This window comes from Affinundibacterium nitidum (assembly GCF_014284155.1).
Taxonomy (GTDB): Bacteria; Pseudomonadota; Gammaproteobacteria; order Burkholderiales; family Burkholderiaceae_D; genus Undibacterium; species Undibacterium nitidum.
In genome coordinates this window covers 23,569-43,963 of record NZ_JACOFZ010000008.1, presented here as the reverse complement: position 1 = coordinate 43,963, position 20,395 = coordinate 23,569, and the positions used below count along the sequence as shown (strand labels likewise).

Here is a 20,395-nt window from a genome sequence, read left to right as displayed (position 1 = left end):
CGAGGCGCGCAGCAAGCTTGCTTGCCCTCGCTCGTTATATACGCTTATTTTTGATGAACGACAAAAACGATCGCTTGACCGTTTTTCGCCGCATTGGCGTAGAAGTTGAGAATTTGTTGGAAGTAATCTAAGAGTCTGGCACGACCAATGTCGCCTTCTTTGAGCCAATTTTCAGGGTAAATTTTACTGGCCTGCATTTGCTTGACGTCGTAACGACCCGTGAAGGTTTTGAGCGGGAACGCTTGTAGCGCATCAGAAATCGTTTTTACTTCTTCAGCAGAAAATAAATGAGCTGGGCCAAAACCGAGATCGTTACCGATTTCAGTACCACCGAAAATCACTTCACCCGCGCCAGGCACGGGGCTTGATGTCTTACCCGTAATCAAATAATGGATGGCATGCCACGAGGTGCCAATATTGAGCGTACTAGCGGCATTGCTTTTGAAGAGCACTTGCTCAAGGGCGCGTTGGCTTCGTTTGAGGTCAGGCACCTGCTTAGGGCTGACCGCAACCATACTCATACGCATTTCTGCCCATGCAGCGTTCATGCTTAGGATGCTCAAAAAAGCAGCAAGTAGTAGTCTCATCATTGTTTTCATAGTGAAATGATTCTACGCTTTTTTCGTCAACCGTGTTTTACGTGTGGCTAAATTGCTGCTTCTTTTGATAAAAGATAAATGTTGCCCTATTTGCACTGCTTAGATAATTGTGCCATCGCCATATTGGCTGACCGCGACATCAACTCGCTCAGGCGCGTGTAGTATGGTTGGGCCTCGTGAACAAGCTTGTCGGGTTAAATAGGCGCTTAAGCCTTCATTTTGTATCTGTTCAGGGATGTTTGCATTCAGCTCGTGCAGCAACTCGACAGTGGCTTTAACTATCCAATCGACCGAACGATATTGTGGCGAGACGATTTGAATATTTTGCGAGTCGGTTTGATCAAAGAATCCATGTTGTAGTTTATGGCGCACGTAGGACAGGGCGGTAATTCCAGGAATAGTGCGTTGTTCTAAATAAGCTTGCTGTCCACTTTCGTCGTAGCGGATGATGCTATCTGGAAATTCGTAGCCCTCATCTTCAAGTAAAGCTTCACAGATAATTTCAGGCAAAATCGGTCTAGCGTCTTCATGTACCACCTCGAACAGGATGATTTTCTTCAATTTCTTAATTTCCTTTTGTTCCTGCGTGTCGGACTTTTGAATGGCGATACGAGGTAGATACTTGTGAACAAACGTGTTTGCTTGTTGCAGAAATTGATCCAGACTTAGTTCTGGATGGCGCGCAAAATAGCGGTCATCCATGTCCATCATTTTCCATGAGTGATTGAGATCGTGGATCAGAAATTCGAGCGGTGATTGCCAAAACTCATCGACATAGACCGGTTCAGGCGATACGCCAATAAAATACAGAGGGATACCACGGATTTTCATCAGATCGGTCGCTGAGATATTGTCGAAGGTGGGAATGATGATCAGCTGCGGTATTCTTTGCATTAATTCTTCATAGCGATACCAGTACTTCTTTTGAAAATGTATGCTTAGTTTTTTTTCGATTCGACACGCAGTATCAAAAAAATTCAATGATTCAAAGATCACACGTAGCGTTGCCTCATAGGGACAAACAGTTCCGTTCTGAATGGTGACGTGATGAAGTTTGTGTTGGAGTTGTTCACGTGCGATCGCTAAGGCAGAGTGCCGCTCGCATTTCTCATTGATGGCTGGCATCGATAGTTGATGACGTACATAGTCGATCACGGGTAACAATTCGATGATAGAAGTATTGACTTGGAATTTGTTATCGTGAAAGCGCTGTTGTAGGGCTCGATAGTTTTCCAAGGGATGGTTGACGATTTCTCGGATCCACTCATGATGAGAAACCCCGCTTTGTTTGTTGAAGTTTTTCGCAATCAGTGCCGCGGCTATCTGTTTATGATGTCCAAACGCGAAGTTCGCTTCTTTAGCGTAAGGCGTGTTGATGACGCTGGCTGGCAACCAATGCCCGGCGATTTCTGTGCAGCATACGATCTCAACCAGAAAACCCAAGGTGTCAACTAAATGTCTTGGGTCGGACGGAATACTGATTTCTTTGAGATGATCGCGGTAGGTATGAGAAATCGTCCTATCCATGTAGATGCGAGCTTCTGCTTGTGCTTCGCTGCGCACGAAATAGTATTTTCTTTGCTCTTCTTCAGCAATGCCGAATTGCGCATGAGTTGCTCTAAAGATCTTGCTCGCAGTGACGCGGAGCGCTGCATAGATATTCGGTGGAATGCCAGCGTCATTATGTTCGTCTTCGTCGATCAAAAGACCGCCGGGTAATGCTAAACCAGTTGGAAAAAATTCCCTCTCTATGGTCAAAAATTCGCGACCGTGAGGAGTATCTCGCATGAGTAAAATATCGACTGTTTTTCGAACCACTAGGCCTTGTTCAACCCTGTCCTTAGCACCTACTTTGAGTGATTGATCTTGGAGCAAGGCCTTAACCACCGCTGCATTTGGTGCGACATTGAGATAGGCACTAATATTTTCGCTAGCGGTCGTTTTGCGTTGAGGGGCGCGTAAGCGATGAAACCAATACAGCATGTACAACAAAGATTCTAAATACAAACTGGCCGGAAAATTTTTAGTATCCAGTTCGACTGAGTTTTGATGCAGAATACGGGTGAGTGTCTCGCCGATAGGTGTTTTCTCAATGTGAGAGTCTACACTCGCGCTTGCATTTGTTATTGTCTGATTTAAGGAATTGAGTTGTGGGCGCATAGTTGCTTTCGTCGCAGATAGAAAGTGGCAGGCGTGTAGATATCTTGTTGACGCTAATGGAATCGCCCCAAATTTTACACGAGCCCTGAAGAGAAGAGTGCACATGGGCCTTGGACAGTCTTCTTGTGCACCTTGACCGAACGTTGAAAAATAGGATGAATTCGATATGAAGAAGCCCAGTCCCATTCTTGTTCTTTTATTGGTTTTCGCTATTGGTTTCGCGATTTATTTGAAGGTGAGTAATCCTCACAAAAAATATAGTCAACAGGCTTTTTGGGAGACAGCGACGCTTGCTGATGTGACGAGTATTCCAGAAGAAGCTCTTAAACCAGGCAATAAAAATGGTCCCGTTTTGATGTGGGCGGCTACGACAACCAAAGATCCTGCGATTATTTCTGCATTGGTTGCGCGTGGCGCTAGTGTCAATGAACGTGATGCGATTTTCTCTGGAACGCCCTTGAGCGCCGCTGCGGGATACAGCCAAACGCCAGCGGTGATTGATGAATTGGTGCGTCTCGGTGCAGAAATCGACTCTGTGGTCGGAACTCAAGACAAAACGCCATTGATTATCGCGGCCGAAATTAACCCTCACACGCCAATTCTCGACGCCTTGGTAAAAAATGGCGCGAGTACCACTTATCAAGACAAGACTGGCCGCAATGCGCATGCTGCGGCAATCAAGTTTGGTACACCTGAGGCGGTCGAAGCCTTGCGTCGCTTATCTAAATAATTGAACTAGGCGAAGATCGAGAATGCGTGATCCGCGAGTTGGACTAGATGTGTTCTGACATCTTCAGGCCAGTTCTCGATTTTGCTGAGCAAATTTGCGCGGTCACTGGCAAATAAGGCGCGAGATGCCTCTTCATAGTTGGGTTGATCTCCAGCGATTCCCGCCATAAAACGATAAGCACTTTCCATCGCTACTCGAGCTTCATGTTTAGCTTCGCTGCCGCGTGTCGCGTCTTCGACCAATTTGCGGAGCGCGACGGAAGCGCCACCTGGCTGTTGATTCAGCCAATCCCAGTGACGGGGAAGTAGGGTGATCTCTCTTGGCACAACGCCTAGTTTGGGCCTACCGCGGCTGCGCAACGTATTTCCCGTGTTGCTGGTTTCTGTGCTTGGTTCGGTCGAGTCGATCGTGGTTTCTCGTGGCAAGCGCGCTAGGATGTCGTCGTCTGTTCCGCGGAGATCGAGATCGATGACATGACTGCTGACGGCGTCAAATACCAAGATTTGTGCATCATGATCTTGTTCGTAGGCCCGTTTCACGCGTAACGCAACTTCACTGAGCGTAGCATTGGCAAGCAATTGGCTTGCATTTAAAAAGGCGATGGCTTTGGTGTGGTGATGGATGGTATTCATAAGATTTTTGTGATTGTGCGATTAACGTCATCGAATGCGTGTATTTTATACGGGTAAAAATAAAAGTCAATATTACCCGTATAAAAATAAATGTTTGTCCAACTTAGGCCCTTCTTTTCCCCTTACTTCTTGAGTGTGCGAAGGAAATGTGGGTCAAGTTCAGCCGAATGACGGGATCAAGACCAAGTCTCCATTAAAATCCATTTGCAAATGCGAATTATTCTCATTTATAATCTCATCTATGTTAGGCAGCCTTGTTCTGCCATCCAGAATTTGATTTGAATAAGTGAGAACATGATGAATAAGCCTCAAACCCTGGTATTACGAACTTTGCCTTTCTTGATCGCGATGAGCTTTCAAACGGTGCATGCGCAGTCTGCAGAAAAGCAAGACACTAAGCTGCCGGAAGTGCAGGTGACGAGTGATAAGGAACAGAAGTACCTTGTAAAGCAAACTAGTACCGCGACTAAGACCGACACTCTGTTGCGTGACACCCCACAAGCCATCACCGTGGTTTCACAAGAATTGATCCGTGATCAAGCGATGCAAAGTATGGCCGACGTGATTCGTTACGTACCTGGCGTGGTGACAGCACAAGGTGAAGGTAATCGTGACACCGCAGTCTTCCGCGGCAATAGCTCGACGGGTGACTTCTTTGTCGATGGTATTCGTGATGACGTGCAGTACTACCGAGACTTTTACAATATCGAAAGCGTAGAGGCCTTGAAGGGTTCCAACGCAATGATCTTTGGCCGAGGTGGATCAGGTGGCGTCATTAACCGCGTGACTAAGCAGGCGCAATGGACGCCAGTGACGGAGGCGTCTGTGAGCCTCGGTTCTTGGAACAACCGTCGCGCAACAGTTGATTTGGGTCGAGCTTTAGATCAAAACTTTGCTTTCCGTGTGACTGGTATGGCGGAGAACTCAGAAAGCTATCGTACTGGTTACACTTTAAATCGTTCAGGTGTTAATCCGACTTTGGCGATTCGTGCTGGCGAGAATACGAGTGTCGTCTTAGGTTATGAGCACTTCCGCGATGATCGTACGGCAGACCGTGGTGTGCCGTCTTATAAAGGTAAGCCTTTGGCGGTGGACGCATCGACCTTTTTTGGCAACGCAGAGATGAGCCCAACTTGGTCTACCGTCGACGCGTTAACAGCGTATATCGACCATGACCTTGGCAACGGCGTGAGCTTGCGCAATCGTACACGTTATGCAAATTACGATAAGTTTTATCAGAATATTTATCCGGGTGCGGTGACCAGCAATGGCCAATCTGTTGCCATTAGTGCGTATAACAATGCAACCCAACGAACCAACTTGTTCAACCAAACGGATCTGGTGTTTGATGTAACAACTGGCACCATTAAACACAAATTCTTAGCAGGCATCGAGCTCGGTCAACAAAAAACAGACAACGTTCGTAATACAGGTTACTTCCCAAGCGTGGGCATCAATGCAACCTCGATCACGGTACCGCTTTCTAATCCATATACCAATCAAGTTGTGTTCCGTCAAAGTGCAACCGATGCCAACAACTACGGCGAAGTGGAGACCAGTGGTATCTATGTACAAGATCAAATTGAATGGAATTCGCAATGGCAAACGATAGTCGGTCTACGTCGTGATCGCTTCGCCGTCGACTTTTTGAATCGTCGCACTAATGACAAGATCAATGTCACTGACACTCCTATATCACCACGTGTCGGTTTGGTGTTTAAACCGATCAACGATATCTCCATTTATGGAAGCTATAGCATCGCCTATGTGCCACGCGCAGGTGATCAATTATCGTCGTTGACGGCAACGAATAAATCCTTCGATCCAGAGAAGTTCAAAAATATCGAAATCGGCGCAAAATGGGATGCGATGAAAGACTTAAGCTTGAGCGCTGCGGTGTATCAACTTGATCGTAGCAATGTCGCGATCGCAGATCCTACGGATTCAACCAAAACTATTTTAGTCGATGGACAACGTGCTAAAGGTGTGGAGCTTTCTATCACCGGTAAGATTACATCAGCATGGAGCATCATGGGTGGCTACGCTTACCAAGACGCGAAGATTACTAAGACACAATCGGCAACCGTATTAGCAGGAGCGACTTTGGCACAGGTGCCGAAAAATAGTGCCTCGCTGTGGAATCGCTATGACTTGAATAACACTTGGGGCCTTGGTTTAGGTGTGGTGTATCGCGGTGAGATCTATCCTTCTACTGACAATACCGTTGTATTGCCTGCATTCACACGTGTAGACGCAGCGGCATTCTACAATCTCAACAGCCAAGTGCGTTTGCAGTTGAATGTTGAGAATCTGGCAGACAAGGCCTACTACGCTTCGGCCAATAGCAATAACAATATTACGCCAGGCTCACCACGCGCCGTTCGAGTGAGTGCGAACTTTAAGTTCTAATGACAGAAGGGGGACACAAATTTGTGTCCCCCTTCTTTTTTTGCTAGGTTTCTTCGTTGAGTCTATTGGCCTAGATGTTTAGCCAAGAAAGCCTCTAGACGCTCATAAAACTCTTTACGATTCTTCGTGTTGTAAAAGCCATGACCTTCATTGGGTACAGCCATCCATTCAGGTGGGCGACCAACCTTAATCAACGCAGCACGCATTGCTTCTGCATGATTGAACGTCGCACGAGTGTCATCCATCCCGTGTGCCAAGAATACAGGAACTTTAATTTTCTCTGCATGTTTCGCTGGTGAAAACGCATCAAGTTGCTCTTTGTCTGTGCCGAGATAGCGTGTCATGCTCGCTCTAAAACGCGAACTTTTCGCTTCGTCCGATGTAAACATCAAATTAAGGTCATACACACCTACATAGCCAACCGCACATTTGAACATATTCGGTTCACGTACGGTCAGCATCAAAGCGGAGTAACCACCGAAACTCGCGCCGAAAGTACACATGCGATCACCGTCGACGTTGGCTTCTCTGATCGCCCATTGCACGCCATCTAAAATATCGTTTTGAATATCCGAGCCCCATTTACGATAGCCTAAACGTTCGAAAGCTTGGCCTTTGCCTCCTGAGCCTCGGAAGTTGACCTGTAGAACGGCATAACCGCGGCTTGCCAAGAATTGTGCGTCAGTATCAAAGAACCAGTGATCGGATGGACCATGTGGGCCGCCATGCGGCAACACGATCAGTGGCATCTTCTTTGATGGGTTATGGTACCTAGGCACCGTCAAATAGCCGTGAATTGTGAGACCATCGCGGCTCGTATAAGTGATCGGGCGGCGTTCAGACATCTGATCGGGGTCAAGTGCCTCGCGGTTCGCAAAAAGCGGGTAGGCGCGACCACTGGTTTTGTCGAAGATGAAATAAGCACCAGGCTCACGGTCACTGTTGACGGAAAATAAGAGCTTATTGCCATCGTCCGTATAGTTAATAAAATCAACGAAATTTCCTGGAAATTTAGAACTCAGTAATTGATGCTGTTTTGCTTCAACGGAATTTGGATCAAGATAGTATGGCTTCGGGATTCCGACATTACTTGCCCATAAAAATGGAAGGTCTGACCTACGACTTTCCATAGAAATATCAAGCGATCCAGTTTTACTTTCAAAAAGTATTGTACGTGATCCGGTTTCCAAATTTTGGCGAATCACCTTCGCGGGCTCACCTCTGGTTCGATAAAAAGCGTAAAACTCTTTGTCGTCATCCGTAAAGCCGAATGGTGTTAAGAAACCGTCATTGTCTTCCCGTTCGACTTTGACCCAGTCATCTTTAGCGTCATCAAACTTGAATAGAGTTTGAAGATTGTCTTTATCAGAGCCATAAGCGAAACGTGCAATACCATTGTTCTGTAATACAAATGAGGCGTCGGGTAAATTGATTTTTGCGATCAACTTACGGTTACCGCTTTTCGCATCCATATCGTAGAAGACAGTACTCTCACCTTTCCAAGTGTGCGCTGTCACATAGATGTGGCCATTCTTCTTGCTAGGTGTTCCGGAAAGAAAACCGTACGAGCCCGTGTCGTCGTAACGGCTATGTCGATAGCTGGTCAAGATGTCGTAACCAAATAAATAGTCTTGATGCTCCCCGTTATAGTCCATTGCAAAAATCTCGCCTGTTGCATATGGTCTCTCAGCCGAGCCAACTTCTCTCGCTTTTGTGACAATCAAACGAGTATTTGATGCCCACATTAGTCTTCCAGGTACTTCAAATACCGGCATGCGGACAGCGCATTGTTCCTTCATCTCAGGTAATGAGTAAACAACAATAGTGGGTACAAATCGATCTTTGATCGGAATCCTGACAGTGAGGGCAAGATACTTACCATCAGGCGACAGTTTTGGTTGAGAATACTGATCTTCGAGAACGAAGTTTTCGACTGGAATTTTCTTGTCGTTCGCATAGCTGGTTTGGCTTACGCCGACCAACATGGCAACAGAGAGAAGGATTGAGCGAAGAATCATAAATAGTGTTAATCGTAAGTCATCAAAAAAATAGCATTATTCTCTGCTTCAAAATAGATGTCAAAAATTTATGTGAAAAGCCTGGTTGAGAGGCGGTTTCATGTCTGATACAAAAAAAATGTTCTTTGCTCGGGAACCAAGCACGCGAAATGATGATCAACACACCGTCGCCTTCAAAAGGGGCGAAGGATGAGCAAAGCAAAAAAGATAGTGTCTTTTTAGACGCTTCACTTTACAGACAAGGAAAATAAGAAATGCGCTTAATAAGTCTATTAGTCAGTTCACTGCTGGTTGCTTCTAGTGTGCCAGCACTTGCTGCTGACGAAAAAGTCGATCTGGCTTTAGTGAATAAAATTCGCGATGAGGGAACCAGCCGTTCCAAAGTAATGGAAACTCTGAGCGTGTTGACGGATGAAATCGGTCCTCGTTTGACGGGTTCGCCTGCCCTGAGAAAAGCGGGCGAGTGGACGCAGAAACAGTTGTCCGACTGGGGTTTGCAAAATGCCCAAGTAGAAAGTATCGCTCCGTTCGGTCGCAGCTGGACTTTAGAAAAAGCCAGTATGCGCATGGTGGCACCAGGTAATTTGGAACTTGTCGCGATTCCTAAATCTTGGACACCAGGTACTGATGGTGTGAAACGCGGTAAAGCCGTGTACGCCAAATTGGAAACGGAAGAAGATTTGGCGAAATGGAAGGGCAAATTGAACGGAGTGATTTTGTTCCGTGATACGCCAGTGGCAACCGCTTTGCATATGACGCCTGATGCGAAACGTTACACAGATCAAGATTTAAATGACATCGCCAACATGGAATTTGAATCCGGTCCTGCACGTGCACCATTTGATGCTGCAGCCTTTGCAAAGCGTCAGGCATTCGGCAAAAAGTTATTGCCTTTCTTGATCGAAGAAAAAGTAATCGCTACCGTGAATGCCTCACGTGGTGATGATGGTACGATTTTCGTCCAAGGCGGCGGTTCGTACAAGGCAGGTGAAGATACAGGCCCAGCGGCATTCGTGATGAGTGCAGAACACTACAACCGTATCTATCGTCTGTTAGAGAAGAAGAAAGATGTGACTTTGGAAGTCGAAAGCGTTGTGAACTTTGGTGACGAAGATCCCGCTAACTCAATCAACGTGTTTGCTGAGATTCCTGGCACAGATAAAAAAGATGAAGTGGTGATGCTCGGCGGCCATTTGGATTCATGGCATGCTGGCACAGGCGCTACCGATAACGCAGCTGGTGTTGCGGTAGCGATGGAAGCGGTGCGTATGTTGAAGGCGATTGGCTTCAAACCACGCCGTACGATTCGTATCGCTTTGTGGGGTGGTGAAGAGCAAGGCTTGTTAGGCTCACGTCATTTCATCAACAAATACGTCGCCTCGCGTGCGGAGTCAAATGATCCTGCAGATAAAGACGTTCCGTCCTTTATGCGTCGTAATACGAATCCTTTGGTCTATAAACCTTTGCACGGCAAGATTTCCGCTTACTTCAATCTCGACAATGGTGGCGGCAAGATTCGCGGTATCTACGCGGAGAACAATGCTGCAGCAAAAGCGATCTTCGATACATGGTTAGCACCATTCCATGATTTGGGTGCCAAGACTTCGACGATGAAGAAAACTGGTAGCACCGATCATGTGAGCTTCGATGCGGTTGGTGTGCCAGGCTTTCAATTTATCCAAGAGCCTATGGACTACTTCACACGTACTCATCATACGAATATTGACGTTTACGACAAAGTACAAAAAGGCGACATGATGCAAGCTTCTATGATTATGGCGAGCTTTATTGCGCATACGGCAAACCGTGATGAACTTATTCCACGTAAGCCTTTGCCTCCAGAGCCAGCGAAACGTTAATTTGAGCGTTTTGTAATGTAAAAAATGCGGTGAGAACGAGAGTTCCACCGCATTTTTTATGAGACTGAAGTCTTAATGAAATAGATACGAGGTCATGCTAATTGAACCCATCGCCAATTCATTGCAAAAGACTTCGGTTTGATCATCATCGCGTTTCGCACCGAGGATATACAGCAAGGGTAAAAAATGTTCGGTGGTGGGAATCGATAAGCGCGCGTCCGTACCCATTTGATCGAACTGCACAGCTTGCTCGAACTTGCCTGCGACGATGGCGTCGCGTATTAAGGTGTCGAAGCGTTCGGCCCAATCATAAGCACGTAAACTAGGGTTCAACTGGCGTAAATTGTGTACCACATTACCACTGGCCATGAGCATCACTCCTTCATCGCGTAAAACCGAGAGTTGACGTCCTAGCTCATAATGAAACGCAGGCTCTTCGTTCATATTCAAACTCAGTTGTACGACCGGAATGTGTGCCTGCGGATAAACCTTGGCTAGTACCGACCACGTGCCATGATCTAAACCCCAAGCTTGGTCTTGAACCACCCTCACTGGTGCTAATAGTTGGGTAATACGTTCAGCTAATTCGGGGCTGCCTGGTGCTGGATATTGCATCGCAAACAGTGCCGGCGGAAACCCACCGAAATCATGTATTGTTTTGGGTTGCTGCATGGCCGTGACCGCGACTTGATGGGTCATCCAATGTGCTGAGATCATCAGTATCGCTTTTGGCGTCGGAAAGCGTCGACCTATCTCGGCCCATGCTTGCGTGAAGGTGTTATCTTCGAGCGCATTCATTGGGCTACCATGGCCAAAAAAAATGGCAGGCATGCGTGAGGGAGACATTCTTAATTCCTTTCTTGAATACGATATAGTGATTCTCTCATAAACTGTGAAATGGCTCGCGCCGCGCTTTGCGGCTGGGTTTGCAAGAGCATATGGGCGGTGGGGAATGCCTGTATTCTGAAGTCTTGAAGGTGTTGCTGCAGCTCGCTACCGTACCGACGCGTGACCAAATAGTCATGTTCTCCCTGGAGATATAAGACCGGCGTCTCGATGGACTTAAGTTGGTCGATGTAGTTGAGCTTAAGCACTTCTTTGCAACGATGTTGAATTACCGCAGGGTTAACGCTGTATAAGCTGTCAAAGAAACTCTGCTTTTGTTGAGCGTTGCCGTGACTGCCAAACATTACGCGTTCCAATACGAATCGGGGAATAAGTCGTGGCGATATCCTATCAACGCAAGCATAGAAATGTTTGAGTAGTGGTTGAGGATTGCGACAAAAAGTCGCACACAAGATCAGCCCTGCAAGATGTGGGGGTTTCTGGCTGGCTAGGCTAATGGCAATGGGTCCCGAAAATGATTCACCTAAAAGTACGAAGCGTCGGTCTCGAGGTAGATGCCCACGAACCAAAGTTTCGAGCTGAAGGTAGCTCAGTTGCTGTTCGCGCGGATAAGCGACGATCATCGTTTCGATATCTTTATCGAAGAATTGCAGCAGCTCCTGAAATTGCTCGCCTGTGCCATCCATCCCTGGCAAGAGAACGAGTAGAGGTAAACATTCGGACATCTTTAAGCCGATAGCCCCAATGCAAACTCGGCTGCCTTTGCTGCGTGCAGTCCAGTCGTGTCAAATAGTGGCACGCTTGCGTCGTTAGCGCCGACAAGCAAAGAAATTTCGGTGCAACCAAGTATGATCGCTTGTGCGCCTTGTTCAACTAGGTTGGCCATAATACGTCTGTATTCATCGCGCGAAGTGTCTTCGATTTTGCCTAAGCACAACTCTTGATAGATGATGCGATGGATGATATCCATATCGTCGGATGTTGGTACTACTACTTCTAAGCCATGCTGTTGTTGTAGTCGTTGCCTGTAGAAATCTTGCTCCATGGTGAAGCGCGTACCCAATAGACCGATGCGCGTGAAGCCATGTTGTTTAATTTCTTCTGCAGTCGGATCAGCAATATGAAATAAGGGAATCTTAACGGCACTCTCGATCGCCCCAGCGACTTTGTGCATGGTGTTGGTACACAGCACAACGAAATCTGCACCGGCCAGTTCAAGGGAGTGTGCTGCTTGAGCCAAGATTCGGCCTGAGGTTTCCCAGTCACCTGCGCGTTGTAGTACTTCAATCTCATGAAAGTCCACACTGACAAGCACGATCTTGGCTGAATGTAAGCCACCGAGCTGTTGCTTAATCGTTTGATTGATGATTCGGTAATATGGAATGGTTGACTCCCAACTCATGCCGCCTATCATGCCTATGGTTTTCATATCGATTCCTCGTCAATCACTTTAAACGTAGACGTGTCTTTTTGATTTCTGGTGCGCTGTGACCATCAGCCCCTTTATTCTGTTGGATGTCGACGCTGACCTCGACTTTTCTATCGTCCTTCTTATCCCAAGTCACCTCGTGCAGTTTTCCCGCAGGTAGTTTGCTCAATACAGTGACGCTATTCTTGTTGGGATTAAAACTAGCAATGTTCAAGTTAGTCGCGTCTTGAAAGAGGGCGAATTTACCGTTGGGGGAAATACTAATATTCGAACATTGGCAGACATGTCGCTTGCCAAAGTACAAGAATTTGAAAGTTTTGTCGCTATGCCAGCGTCCTGCGACATTGATCTGTTTGGACTCTTGCAAATAGAAACCGTTGCCAAGGTCTTGTTTGGTTTGAGTAAGGACTTGTGCATGCGCACTGAAGCACAATAACAGAGCGACAATGCCGCTGATGAAAGTGCTGAGTGAGAGTCGAAGTGTCATGGGCAATCGATACAGTGAAAATGTCGGCATCTTCTCATACGCCGACCGAGGGTTCGTAATCGATTATCGCAGAAATTGGCTGCTTAGATCGCCATATCCCTTAACATTTTCGACGCGTCGCGATTCGCCACCAAAACCGTACCGTCTCGCATTTGCAGTTGCAATTGAGATTGCTCATCGGTCTTCATCGAATCGACAAAGTCGAGATTAACCAAGACCGAGCGATGAATGCGGATGAAGCGAGCAGGATCAAGTCGTTCTGCAAGCTCGGAGATACCAAGTCGCACCAAAAATGTCTTGCCATCGACATACAAGGCTGTGTATTTGGCATCGGATTTTAGGTAAGCAATCTGTTGGGTATTGACTGGGAAAATGTGTCCCCGATCTCTTACTAGAATGCGGTCTAAACGTGTTGGCAGTGCGGGGTTTACTTGCTCTAGCGCTTGGCTGTAATGTTCAACACGAGAATTCTGTACGGACTCTTTGTCGCTCTCTTCGAGTAAGCGGTCAATCGCAGCATCAAAGCGGTCGCGCGAAAAAGGTTTCAGGAGGTAATCTAAGGCATTCAATTCAAATGCAGTCACCGCATATTGATCGTAGGCTGTGGTAAAGATAATTTGAGGTTGATAATCGAGACGCTTGATGACTTCTAGCCCTGTCATTTCGGGCATCTGGATATCCATGAAGACGACGTCAGGTCGCAACTGATTAATTTGTTCTAACGCACTGCGCCCATTATCGGCCTCGCCAATGAGCTTGAGCTCGGAACGTATTTGTACCGAGTCGCGCAGCGCTTCTCTTGCGAGCGGCTCGTCTTCGGCAATAAAGGCTGTTTTACTGGTCATGGAATAAGAGAAATCTATTGATAGGGTATGCCAAGTGTGACTGCGAAACCAGTGCCCGGTGCAGTGGCGATAATAAATTTCGCGGCACTGCCATACTCTAATTGTAGACGACGCTCTATGGTGCGGACACCCATACCACTGGCGTCAGTGATTTTACTTAAATCGGCGCCAGGGCCATCATCGCTCACGACCACGCGCAAACTGTTTTCCGCATGCACCATCTCTGTCTTGATGCGTAAGATTCCAGGTTGGCTGCGGGGGTTGAATGAGTGTTTGATGCTGTTTTCGACCAAAGGCTGGATGCACAGAGCCGGTATACTCAACGCCGTGGTGAGCGGATCAATATCCCACTCGACTTGTAGTCGATTTCCTAAACGTAGTGATTCGAGGTTGAGATAGTCGCGCACGAAATCAAGTTCTTCGTCGACGGTGACACGATCATCGCCATTTTTCTCGCTCTTGAGAATGTAACGCAACATATCGGAGAAGCGAAACAAGGCGGCCTCCGCAGCGATCGCGTCTTTGCGCACCAAGGCGATGATAGAGTTTAGAGTATTGAATAAGAAGTGCGGATTAAGTTTATTGCGCAGAGCATTCAGTTCTGCGCTAACGAGTAATTTCTGTGCATGGCTGAACGCCAAATCTTGTGCTCGGCGCGCATCACTCGCTCGTATTCCGTGGAAGATAGAGGCAATCACACCGTACATCATCATGCTATACAGGAAGGGCCAGATATACCAAGAAATGCTACGTGACGGCGGATAACCGATAAATACTATATACATGGCAATACTAAAGAAATGCCAGAAAGTGGCGAATGCGAACGTACAACCGAAGTGGATAGAAACGAGACGCGTGGTGCTCACATGTGCCTTTACCAATGCCGCGCTTAATGGCCAAATGAGGGCGAGGATAAAGGTTTGCGGTAGGGTGGTGAGCACGGTTCGAAACGCTGCACCATATTTAAATGTGCCTTGATGCAATTCATCGAACTGCACGACGAAGGCAATCAAAATCGCATAGACGATCCAAGCTAGGCTGTAAATGCCCCACATCTTTTTGGTATTCATGATTTAACTCATCTGATTTTCGCTTGCTGGCATCATGCACTAAGTCGCTGCGTTTGCGCTAGGAGTTGGTATGAATCGCGAATTTGATAGCTCGAATTGAGGTTTTGGTGCGAGCTTCGGTAGCAAATTTGTATTTTTTATGTCTCGGTGAGCGTTATTTGCATCGGTATAAAGGCCAAGCCATGCATGACTTGTTTCTCTGCAGTCGGTTCAAAGCCGAAATGGCGGTACATCTTTTCGGCATAGGTCGAGGAATTCACCGTTAAGCGTGTTACTGACCCCAGTTGTTTCGCATGCTGACAAAGGTGTTGCCACAGCACACGTCCGTAGCCTTTACCATGAAATTCTGATGCGACAAAGAGGTGATAAATGTGGCTGGTGTCTCGCAGTGCAGCCACACCGACCAACCGAGCCTCATCGCTAGCGATGAAGTAGGCAAAGTTCGGTGAATGAATATAACCCTCAATCGCCTCGCTAGAAATTGATTCGAAAAAATGCTCAGCACCTTTACCATCGGGTTCTACCGTAAAGTAAGGAGATAGACTGCGTACCAAGGCGCTAATCGTATTCGCATCTTCTGGTGTAGCAAGTCGTATCTTGATCATAGCTAGGGCGACTGCGCTGAAAGCGCCTGCAAACAGGCGAGTGCTTGTTCCGCTTTGTCATATGGTACGAAAACATGATCATGATAGGCGGCAGCGATGACATTACAACTAATCCCCTGTGCACCTAAAGCGGATGAAAAGGCGGCCGTGAAGCCAACTGCCTCGAGATCGGAATGTACCGATAAGCTAATCCAAGCACAGCGAAATAAAACCTCGAAACCGTGGGCAACCGCGATCGCTTCCGGCAAGATCAAAGTGATGCCCTCATGCTCGCGGAATAAGCCGAGGTGGGGCAGACTTCGCGTGTCTACATTGTGTGGCACGCTGACATAGACATACACGCCATCTTCCAATACAGCCTGCATAGAGCGGAGTAGTTGGGATAGATTGGAGATCGCTTGGTTTTGCATGGTAAAAAAGCTTTCGTATTACTTCAACATACGCTTTGACCACATAAGAGTCGCCATTGTCAGAGTTAACGACTGAACGAGCCAATTTATTAATATGGTGGGCGACAGCCAACTACCGCCTAGAAGAACAAAGAATCCCCAATTGAAAATGGCAATATGTGCGAGAGTTGGAATAAATACCCAGCGACTACGACGAGCCAACAACACACCCATTAGCACCATCGAGATTGCGGCGAATAGCCATGGATACGGGCTATATCCCACTGAAATGATCGAACGATCAACCATCATTTCCCAATTTCTAGCCAAATTGAACATGTGGATGCTGCCATCGATGCAGCAATAGGCCGCGAGAATCCAGCGCAATACAAAGAGGAAAGGGAAACTTACTTTCTTTGTATTTGTTGCCACCGTTTTACTTGGCTTCAGCACGAATTCAGAGTCGGGGCTGCGGTAGGGGTTTTCTGTCATCTCAGTGTTTTTTGTGGGGCGTTCTAGATTAATCCGTTTCCAATTTCTGGAAAGGGAACATCTGCTGTTTCACGAAGCCGTCGGGCATGTAGTCGCCTTGCACGCCGTATTTTTCTGGAAAGCCATCTTGACCACGCACGGCTGTGCCAAACAGGTAATCGAGGAAAGCGAAGTGTGCCGCATAGTTCTTGTCGATTGCCGCGTCATCGGATGAATGGTGCCAATGATGGAAGTCGGGTGTGACGATCACATATTTCAATGGACCCCAATTTAGATGAACATTTGCATGGTTGAACACCGCTTGGAAGCCCACAACAATAATGTATACATCCATGACTTGCTTGCTAAAGCCCATCACGAATAAAGCGCCCAAGACCAAGACACGCGTTACCACTAATTCCAGCATATGCTGACGTGAGCCAGCGAGCCAATCCATGGTCTTGGTTGAATGATGTACCGCGTGGAAGCGCCATAAGAATGGAACTTCGTGGTAAGCGCGATGTGCCCAATACTGGGTCAAATCGGCGACTAAAATGCAGAGCAAGAGCTGTGGCAAGAACCAAATATTTTGTACAGCATTTTGCACGGTGTCACTTGCTAACCAACCAAACAAACGGTGAATCAAGAAGTTCACTGTCAACAAAATCAAGCCAACGATGAAGTGGTTCACAGCGAAGTGGATCAGATCGGTTTGCCATTCATGGCGAAACAACGTCTGGCCTTTGTAAAGTGGGAACAGTTTTTCGATCGCCACAAAGATTAAGGTGGAACCGAGTAAGTCCAGAATAAACCAGTCGAGACCGATGTAGGGTGTGTGATCAGGAAAATCGTTGACTGGCACATGTGAACCACCGCCAAGCCAGCACAACGCAATTAAGATGGCAGCGATGCTATGTACGCCACGATGGCGGCCGAGTATCAAGTTCACTAGGCTTAAGGTGCCGGAGATCACCATTGCCGTGAACAGAATGTGGCGTATGGTATCCACCGAATATACTTTGCGTAATTCAGGTGTGGTCAGATACTGCGGATAATGAAAGGCCAGCACGCCTAGTGCACATAGGATTGCGAGTGATAATGAAATCACCGCGCAAAGCATGTAAAACGAACTCAGAGAGCCACTTTGTTTTAACAAACTCGCGGTTTCGCTGACGGCATCTTTTGCTACAGTTGGTGCAATAGCGTTTGCTACACGCATCGATTTACGAAATTTTTTCTTACTTTGATCCATGCTTCCCTCCAAAAATCAGCGCATAGTATAGCTGGATTGTCATAAAAGCATGCCTGCTTTTTGCGCATCGCCCTTTTCAGCTCATCAATTGAAGGGAAAGGCACTACAGTCAAATCGCGGAAAATCGAGTAGCATGTCGGTTCTCGCGGAGTCGCTTCCGTGCTCGGCATTCATTTTGTATAGGACTGATTATGGTATTCATGGGACAAGAAAAAGAAACAAACAAAGAAGCAGCTAGCCCTTTCCTCGAAGAAAAAGCCTTCAAATCACGTACGGTGTTGGTGTTTGGTACGATCAATGACAAGTTGGCTGCCGATGTGAGCAAGCGATTGATCGCCTTGTCTGCTGAGTCTGCAGATCCAATTACCCTATTGGTGTCGTCACCAGGCGGACACGTCGAATCTGGCGACGTCATTCACGACATGATTCGTTTTATCAATGCGCCAGTGCGCGTAGTCGGTACCGGTTGGGTTGGCAGTGCTGCGGTCAATGTGTTCTTGTCAGTACCGAAAGAGCGCCGCGTATGTTTGCCAAACACACGCTTCTTGATTCATCAACCAAGCGGTGGCGCAGGTGGTCAAGCAACGGATATCGCGATTCAAGCACGTGAAATCGTTAAGATCCGCGAACGCATTGCTGCTTTGATCGCGAAGGAATCTGGTCAAACGTTGGAAAAAGTTACTGCAGACATCGAACGTGACTACTGGATGAGCGCGACAGAGGCTAAAGAATACGGTTTGGTATCCCGCATCATCGTGCAGCAAAGCGAGTTGGATGCTTAAGCATAGCTAGATGAGTCAGAAAAAGAAGAGCGGGGCATTGGCCCCGTTTTTTTCGTCCTGTGGTTTTGGAGTGATGTGCGAAATCGCTCAGGATTCGTGCTGTTGCGCACATGCAAGTTGATCAAAGTCGAGTAACTGTCACATGCAGATTGATGGTAAATCGATGTTTTAAAAGGATATTTTTTGAAGTAAATTTTCTGGCACGGGGTTTGCAATAGTGATGAGTAAGTCCAGCAGTAACTCAAAATAATGAAGTTTGAGTTCAGTCTGTGGACTTAATCCAAAAATTATTCAGGAGCTCAACATGTCACAAATCCGTACCTTCCTTACCGGCTGTACAACAATGGCTGCCGCTATTTTCGCGGTCGCAACTCTCACAGGTGCAAAGGACGGTCCAACGCATGCGCAGTTCGATGAGATTACGGTCGGACGTATCAATATCGTCGAACCGAATGGCACGAAACGCCTCATTATTTCGAATCGTGCCCAGTTTCCTGGTGCATTTGAGCAAGGTAAAGAAATTGAACGCCCAGATCGTCGTAGCTTTGCAGGCATGCTGTTTCTCGATGAAGAGGGCAATGAGAATGGTGGCTTTATTCAAAAAGGCAGTCGCGACGCCAATGGCAAAATCAATGCGGGGCTCTCGCTGACTTTCGATCGCTATCGTCAAGATCAAGCATTGCAGTTAAAACATACGAATAGTGAGAAGAGCAGCGCTGCTGGGGTATTCATTAATGACGTGCCTTTCCATGAAGATGCACCATTGGGCTCGTTCGACATCTATTGGAAAAAAGCAAACGCGATTGCAGATGAAAAAGAACGGGACGCCTATTGGAATAGTTTGATTGAACAAGGGAAGTTTTCGCAGAACCGTGTTTATTTGGGCACCAATGGTAAGCGCGATTCCTCCTTGCTTTTGAACGATGCCAAAGGCCGCCCACGTTTGCGTTTGGCAGTCAGCGCTGCAGGTCAACCTGTGATCGAAATGCTCGATGAGGCAGGTAAAGCGGTCAAAACCATTAGCTTAGATAAGTAAACGGCATCTATATGGCATCTATACGAAGGGGCAAATGCCTAATTTGCCCCTTTTTTTAGCCTGTATTCGCTTCTTCAATTCCTCTTGCAAGGCTTTATGCTGTAGCTCATTACTTGTGAGGAAACAGCATGTCGCTCAGTATAGCGCTACCCAGCGCTAATCAAGGCTTACAGGCCTACCAGCAAATTAAAACCCGTGGTGATCCGGCTAACCCCGCAGTAGAGGCACGAGCGTTGTTACGTGCTGAGCAAGAAGCTGCTGGAACGGTGACGACACAAGAGTTAGAAGTCCCGGAGACGGAGCAAACCATGACACGTCAAGAGCTCCTCGAGCTGCAAAGGAGTTGGGGTTTGAAAAGTGCATTTCTTGGCACTCAAGTCGATGTATTCGTTTAAACATTGTTGAGCGCAACGTCTTAGTTGCTTTGATTATCTCGCTCAATTTCATCTTGCAGCTGTTCTAGTTGATCCAGAATTCGAATGAACTTCTGCCCAAAATCGGTGACCTCGTACTCCACGCGAGGCGGTACTTCGGGATAAATGTTCTTCTGCAAAATTCCAAACTCGACGTTCTTACGCAGACATTCGTTCAGCACTTTGGTGCTAAGGCCTTCTACACTCTTTACCATTTCTCCCGGACGATGTTTGCCGTTTTGGAGCAATTGATACACAGTCAGAGACCATTTACAGCCGTAAATCGCTTCAACCATACGTGCACTGCGTTCAGGTGCTGATTTTCTGGAAAAAATTTTCTCGTTTGTATTCATAAAGATGTAC

At 47.1% G+C, this 20,395-nt stretch carries 21 protein-coding genes; 6 read left to right on the top strand and 15 right to left on the bottom strand.

Annotation, left to right across the window (positions count from 1 at the left end; genetic code table 11):
* Positions 1-44: 44 nt before the first annotated feature.
* Together H8K36_RS15965 and H8K36_RS15960 are read right to left on the bottom strand one after the other, a co-directional pair.
* On the bottom strand, positions 45-590 hold the full coding sequence (locus tag H8K36_RS15965; RefSeq protein ID WP_186920456.1) for a YfbM family protein: 546 nt from the start codon (positions 588-590) through the stop codon (positions 45-47).
* Positions 591-698: 108 nt separating this feature from the next.
* On the bottom strand, positions 699-2,759 hold the full coding sequence (locus H8K36_RS15960; protein ID WP_186917510.1) for a hypothetical protein: 2,061 nt from the start codon (positions 2,757-2,759) through the stop codon (positions 699-701).
* Between the two features lie 166 nt (positions 2,760-2,925).
* On the opposite strand from H8K36_RS15960, the gene H8K36_RS15955 reads away from it, so the two are divergent.
* Positions 2,926-3,489, top strand: coding sequence for an ankyrin repeat domain-containing protein (locus H8K36_RS15955; protein WP_186917509.1), 564 nt, complete (start codon positions 2,926-2,928; stop codon positions 3,487-3,489).
* Positions 3,490-3,494: 5 nt separating this feature from the next.
* Here H8K36_RS15955 and H8K36_RS15950 read toward each other — a convergent pair whose 3' ends face one another.
* On the bottom strand, positions 3,495-4,121 hold the full coding sequence (locus H8K36_RS15950) for a DUF2239 family protein (RefSeq protein ID WP_186917508.1): 627 nt from the start codon (positions 4,119-4,121) through the stop codon (positions 3,495-3,497).
* 294 nt (positions 4,122-4,415) lie between these two features.
* Between H8K36_RS15950 and H8K36_RS15945 the strand changes: the two genes are divergently transcribed.
* The gene (locus tag H8K36_RS15945) at positions 4,416-6,530 is read left to right on the top strand and encodes a TonB-dependent receptor (RefSeq protein ID WP_186917507.1); all 2,115 of its coding nucleotides are present in this window, start codon (positions 4,416-4,418) and stop codon (positions 6,528-6,530) included.
* A gap of 62 nt (positions 6,531-6,592) precedes the next feature.
* On the opposite strand, the gene H8K36_RS15940 is transcribed toward H8K36_RS15945, so the two are convergent.
* Entirely contained in the window at positions 6,593-8,548 is a 1,956-nt protein-coding gene (locus tag H8K36_RS15940) for an alpha/beta hydrolase family protein (protein ID WP_186917506.1), read from the bottom strand.
* Positions 8,549-8,802: 254 nt separating this feature from the next.
* Between H8K36_RS15940 and H8K36_RS15935 the strand changes: the two genes are divergently transcribed.
* A complete protein-coding gene (locus H8K36_RS15935) occupies positions 8,803-10,407 on the top strand; it encodes a M20/M25/M40 family metallo-hydrolase (protein ID WP_186917505.1) in 1,605 nt (534 codons plus the stop codon).
* 72 nt (positions 10,408-10,479) lie between these two features.
* Here H8K36_RS15935 and ygiD read toward each other — a convergent pair whose 3' ends face one another.
* From ygiD to H8K36_RS15885, 10 genes are all read right to left on the bottom strand, one after another.
* Positions 10,480-11,253: a 4,5-DOPA-extradiol-dioxygenase gene (gene ygiD, locus H8K36_RS15930; RefSeq protein ID WP_186917504.1), complete on the bottom strand. Its 774-nt coding sequence runs from the start codon at positions 11,251-11,253 to the stop codon at positions 10,480-10,482.
* A 2-nt stretch (positions 11,254-11,255) separates the two neighbouring features.
* Entirely contained in the window at positions 11,256-11,978 is a 723-nt protein-coding gene (locus H8K36_RS15925) for an alpha/beta fold hydrolase (RefSeq protein ID WP_186917503.1), read from the bottom strand.
* A gap of 2 nt (positions 11,979-11,980) precedes the next feature.
* A complete protein-coding gene (locus H8K36_RS15920) occupies positions 11,981-12,682 on the bottom strand; it encodes an aspartate/glutamate racemase family protein (protein WP_186917502.1) in 702 nt (233 codons plus the stop codon).
* A gap of 16 nt (positions 12,683-12,698) precedes the next feature.
* Positions 12,699-13,169 carry a hypothetical protein gene (locus H8K36_RS15915; protein ID WP_186917501.1) on the bottom strand — a complete coding sequence of 157 codons (471 nt, stop codon included), beginning with the start codon at positions 13,167-13,169 and terminating at the stop codon, positions 12,699-12,701.
* A gap of 83 nt (positions 13,170-13,252) precedes the next feature.
* The gene (locus H8K36_RS15910) at positions 13,253-14,014 is read right to left on the bottom strand and encodes a LytR/AlgR family response regulator transcription factor (protein WP_186917500.1); all 762 of its coding nucleotides are present in this window, start codon (positions 14,012-14,014) and stop codon (positions 13,253-13,255) included.
* A 14-nt stretch (positions 14,015-14,028) separates the two neighbouring features.
* Positions 14,029-15,084, bottom strand: coding sequence for a sensor histidine kinase (locus H8K36_RS15905; protein WP_230404714.1), 1,056 nt, complete (start codon positions 15,082-15,084; stop codon positions 14,029-14,031).
* A gap of 137 nt (positions 15,085-15,221) precedes the next feature.
* Positions 15,222-15,689: a GNAT family N-acetyltransferase gene (locus H8K36_RS15900; RefSeq protein WP_186917499.1), complete on the bottom strand. Its 468-nt coding sequence runs from the start codon at positions 15,687-15,689 to the stop codon at positions 15,222-15,224.
* A 2-nt stretch (positions 15,690-15,691) separates the two neighbouring features.
* Positions 15,692-16,099 carry an ACT domain-containing protein gene (locus H8K36_RS15895; protein ID WP_186917498.1) on the bottom strand — a complete coding sequence of 136 codons (408 nt, stop codon included), beginning with the start codon at positions 16,097-16,099 and terminating at the stop codon, positions 15,692-15,694.
* An 18-nt stretch (positions 16,100-16,117) separates the two neighbouring features.
* The gene (locus tag H8K36_RS15890; protein WP_186917497.1) at positions 16,118-16,570 is read right to left on the bottom strand and encodes a hypothetical protein; all 453 of its coding nucleotides are present in this window, start codon (positions 16,568-16,570) and stop codon (positions 16,118-16,120) included.
* A gap of 28 nt (positions 16,571-16,598) precedes the next feature.
* The gene (locus H8K36_RS15885) at positions 16,599-17,669 is read right to left on the bottom strand and encodes a sterol desaturase family protein (RefSeq protein ID WP_230404725.1); all 1,071 of its coding nucleotides are present in this window, start codon (positions 17,667-17,669) and stop codon (positions 16,599-16,601) included.
* A 332-nt stretch (positions 17,670-18,001) separates the two neighbouring features.
* Here H8K36_RS15885 and H8K36_RS15880 point away from each other — a divergent pair, with 332 nt between their 5' ends.
* From H8K36_RS15880 to H8K36_RS15870, 3 genes are all read left to right on the top strand, one after another.
* Positions 18,002-18,583 carry an ATP-dependent Clp protease proteolytic subunit gene (locus tag H8K36_RS15880; RefSeq protein ID WP_186917495.1) on the top strand — a complete coding sequence of 194 codons (582 nt, stop codon included), beginning with the start codon at positions 18,002-18,004 and terminating at the stop codon, positions 18,581-18,583.
* Between the two features lie 304 nt (positions 18,584-18,887).
* Positions 18,888-19,619: a hypothetical protein gene (locus tag H8K36_RS15875; protein WP_186917494.1), complete on the top strand. Its 732-nt coding sequence runs from the start codon at positions 18,888-18,890 to the stop codon at positions 19,617-19,619.
* A 128-nt stretch (positions 19,620-19,747) separates the two neighbouring features.
* Complete coding sequence (locus tag H8K36_RS15870; protein WP_186917493.1) at positions 19,748-20,014, top strand: hypothetical protein; 267 nt, start codon at positions 19,748-19,750, stop codon at positions 20,012-20,014.
* 20 nt (positions 20,015-20,034) lie between these two features.
* Here the strand turns inward: H8K36_RS15870 and H8K36_RS15865 are convergent, their stop codons facing one another.
* A complete protein-coding gene (locus H8K36_RS15865; RefSeq protein WP_186917492.1) occupies positions 20,035-20,385 on the bottom strand; it encodes a winged helix-turn-helix transcriptional regulator in 351 nt (116 codons plus the stop codon).
* Positions 20,386-20,395: the final 10 nt, after the last annotated feature.

What these genes read in the sequence shown, in the direction of transcription:
- H8K36_RS15965 (WP_186920456.1), bottom strand. Translation starts at nt 590, where the DNA reads ATGATGAGACTACTACTTGCTGCTTTTTTGAGCATCCTAAGCATGAAC.
- H8K36_RS15960 (WP_186917510.1), bottom strand. Translation starts at nt 2,759, where the DNA reads ATGCGCCCACAACTCAATTCCTTAAATCAGACAATAACAAATGCAAGC.
- H8K36_RS15955 (WP_186917509.1), top strand. Translation starts at nt 2,926, where the DNA reads ATGAAGAAGCCCAGTCCCATTCTTGTTCTTTTATTGGTTTTCGCTATT.
- H8K36_RS15950 (WP_186917508.1), bottom strand. Translation starts at nt 4,121, where the DNA reads ATGAATACCATCCATCACCACACCAAAGCCATCGCCTTTTTAAATGCA.
- H8K36_RS15945 (WP_186917507.1), top strand. Translation starts at nt 4,416, where the DNA reads ATGATGAATAAGCCTCAAACCCTGGTATTACGAACTTTGCCTTTCTTG.
- H8K36_RS15940 (WP_186917506.1), bottom strand. Translation starts at nt 8,548, where the DNA reads ATGATTCTTCGCTCAATCCTTCTCTCTGTTGCCATGTTGGTCGGCGTA.
- H8K36_RS15935 (WP_186917505.1), top strand. Translation starts at nt 8,803, where the DNA reads ATGCGCTTAATAAGTCTATTAGTCAGTTCACTGCTGGTTGCTTCTAGT.
- ygiD (WP_186917504.1), bottom strand. Translation starts at nt 11,253, where the DNA reads ATGTCTCCCTCACGCATGCCTGCCATTTTTTTTGGCCATGGTAGCCCA.
- H8K36_RS15925 (WP_186917503.1), bottom strand. Translation starts at nt 11,978, where the DNA reads ATGTCCGAATGTTTACCTCTACTCGTTCTCTTGCCAGGGATGGATGGC.
- H8K36_RS15920 (WP_186917502.1), bottom strand. Translation starts at nt 12,682, where the DNA reads ATGAAAACCATAGGCATGATAGGCGGCATGAGTTGGGAGTCAACCATT.
- H8K36_RS15915 (WP_186917501.1), bottom strand. Translation starts at nt 13,169, where the DNA reads ATGACACTTCGACTCTCACTCAGCACTTTCATCAGCGGCATTGTCGCT.
- H8K36_RS15910 (WP_186917500.1), bottom strand. Translation starts at nt 14,014, where the DNA reads ATGACCAGTAAAACAGCCTTTATTGCCGAAGACGAGCCGCTCGCAAGA.
- H8K36_RS15905 (WP_230404714.1), bottom strand. Translation starts at nt 15,084, where the DNA reads ATGAATACCAAAAAGATGTGGGGCATTTACAGCCTAGCTTGGATCGTC.
- H8K36_RS15900 (WP_186917499.1), bottom strand. Translation starts at nt 15,689, where the DNA reads ATGATCAAGATACGACTTGCTACACCAGAAGATGCGAATACGATTAGC.
- H8K36_RS15895 (WP_186917498.1), bottom strand. Translation starts at nt 16,099, where the DNA reads ATGCAAAACCAAGCGATCTCCAATCTATCCCAACTACTCCGCTCTATG.
- H8K36_RS15890 (WP_186917497.1), bottom strand. Translation starts at nt 16,570, where the DNA reads ATGACAGAAAACCCCTACCGCAGCCCCGACTCTGAATTCGTGCTGAAG.
- H8K36_RS15885 (WP_230404725.1), bottom strand. Translation starts at nt 17,669, where the DNA reads ATGCTTTGCGCGGTGATTTCATTATCACTCGCAATCCTATGTGCACTA.
- H8K36_RS15880 (WP_186917495.1), top strand. Translation starts at nt 18,002, where the DNA reads ATGGGACAAGAAAAAGAAACAAACAAAGAAGCAGCTAGCCCTTTCCTC.
- H8K36_RS15875 (WP_186917494.1), top strand. Translation starts at nt 18,888, where the DNA reads ATGTCACAAATCCGTACCTTCCTTACCGGCTGTACAACAATGGCTGCC.
- H8K36_RS15870 (WP_186917493.1), top strand. Translation starts at nt 19,748, where the DNA reads ATGTCGCTCAGTATAGCGCTACCCAGCGCTAATCAAGGCTTACAGGCC.
- H8K36_RS15865 (WP_186917492.1), bottom strand. Translation starts at nt 20,385, where the DNA reads ATGAATACAAACGAGAAAATTTTTTCCAGAAAATCAGCACCTGAACGC.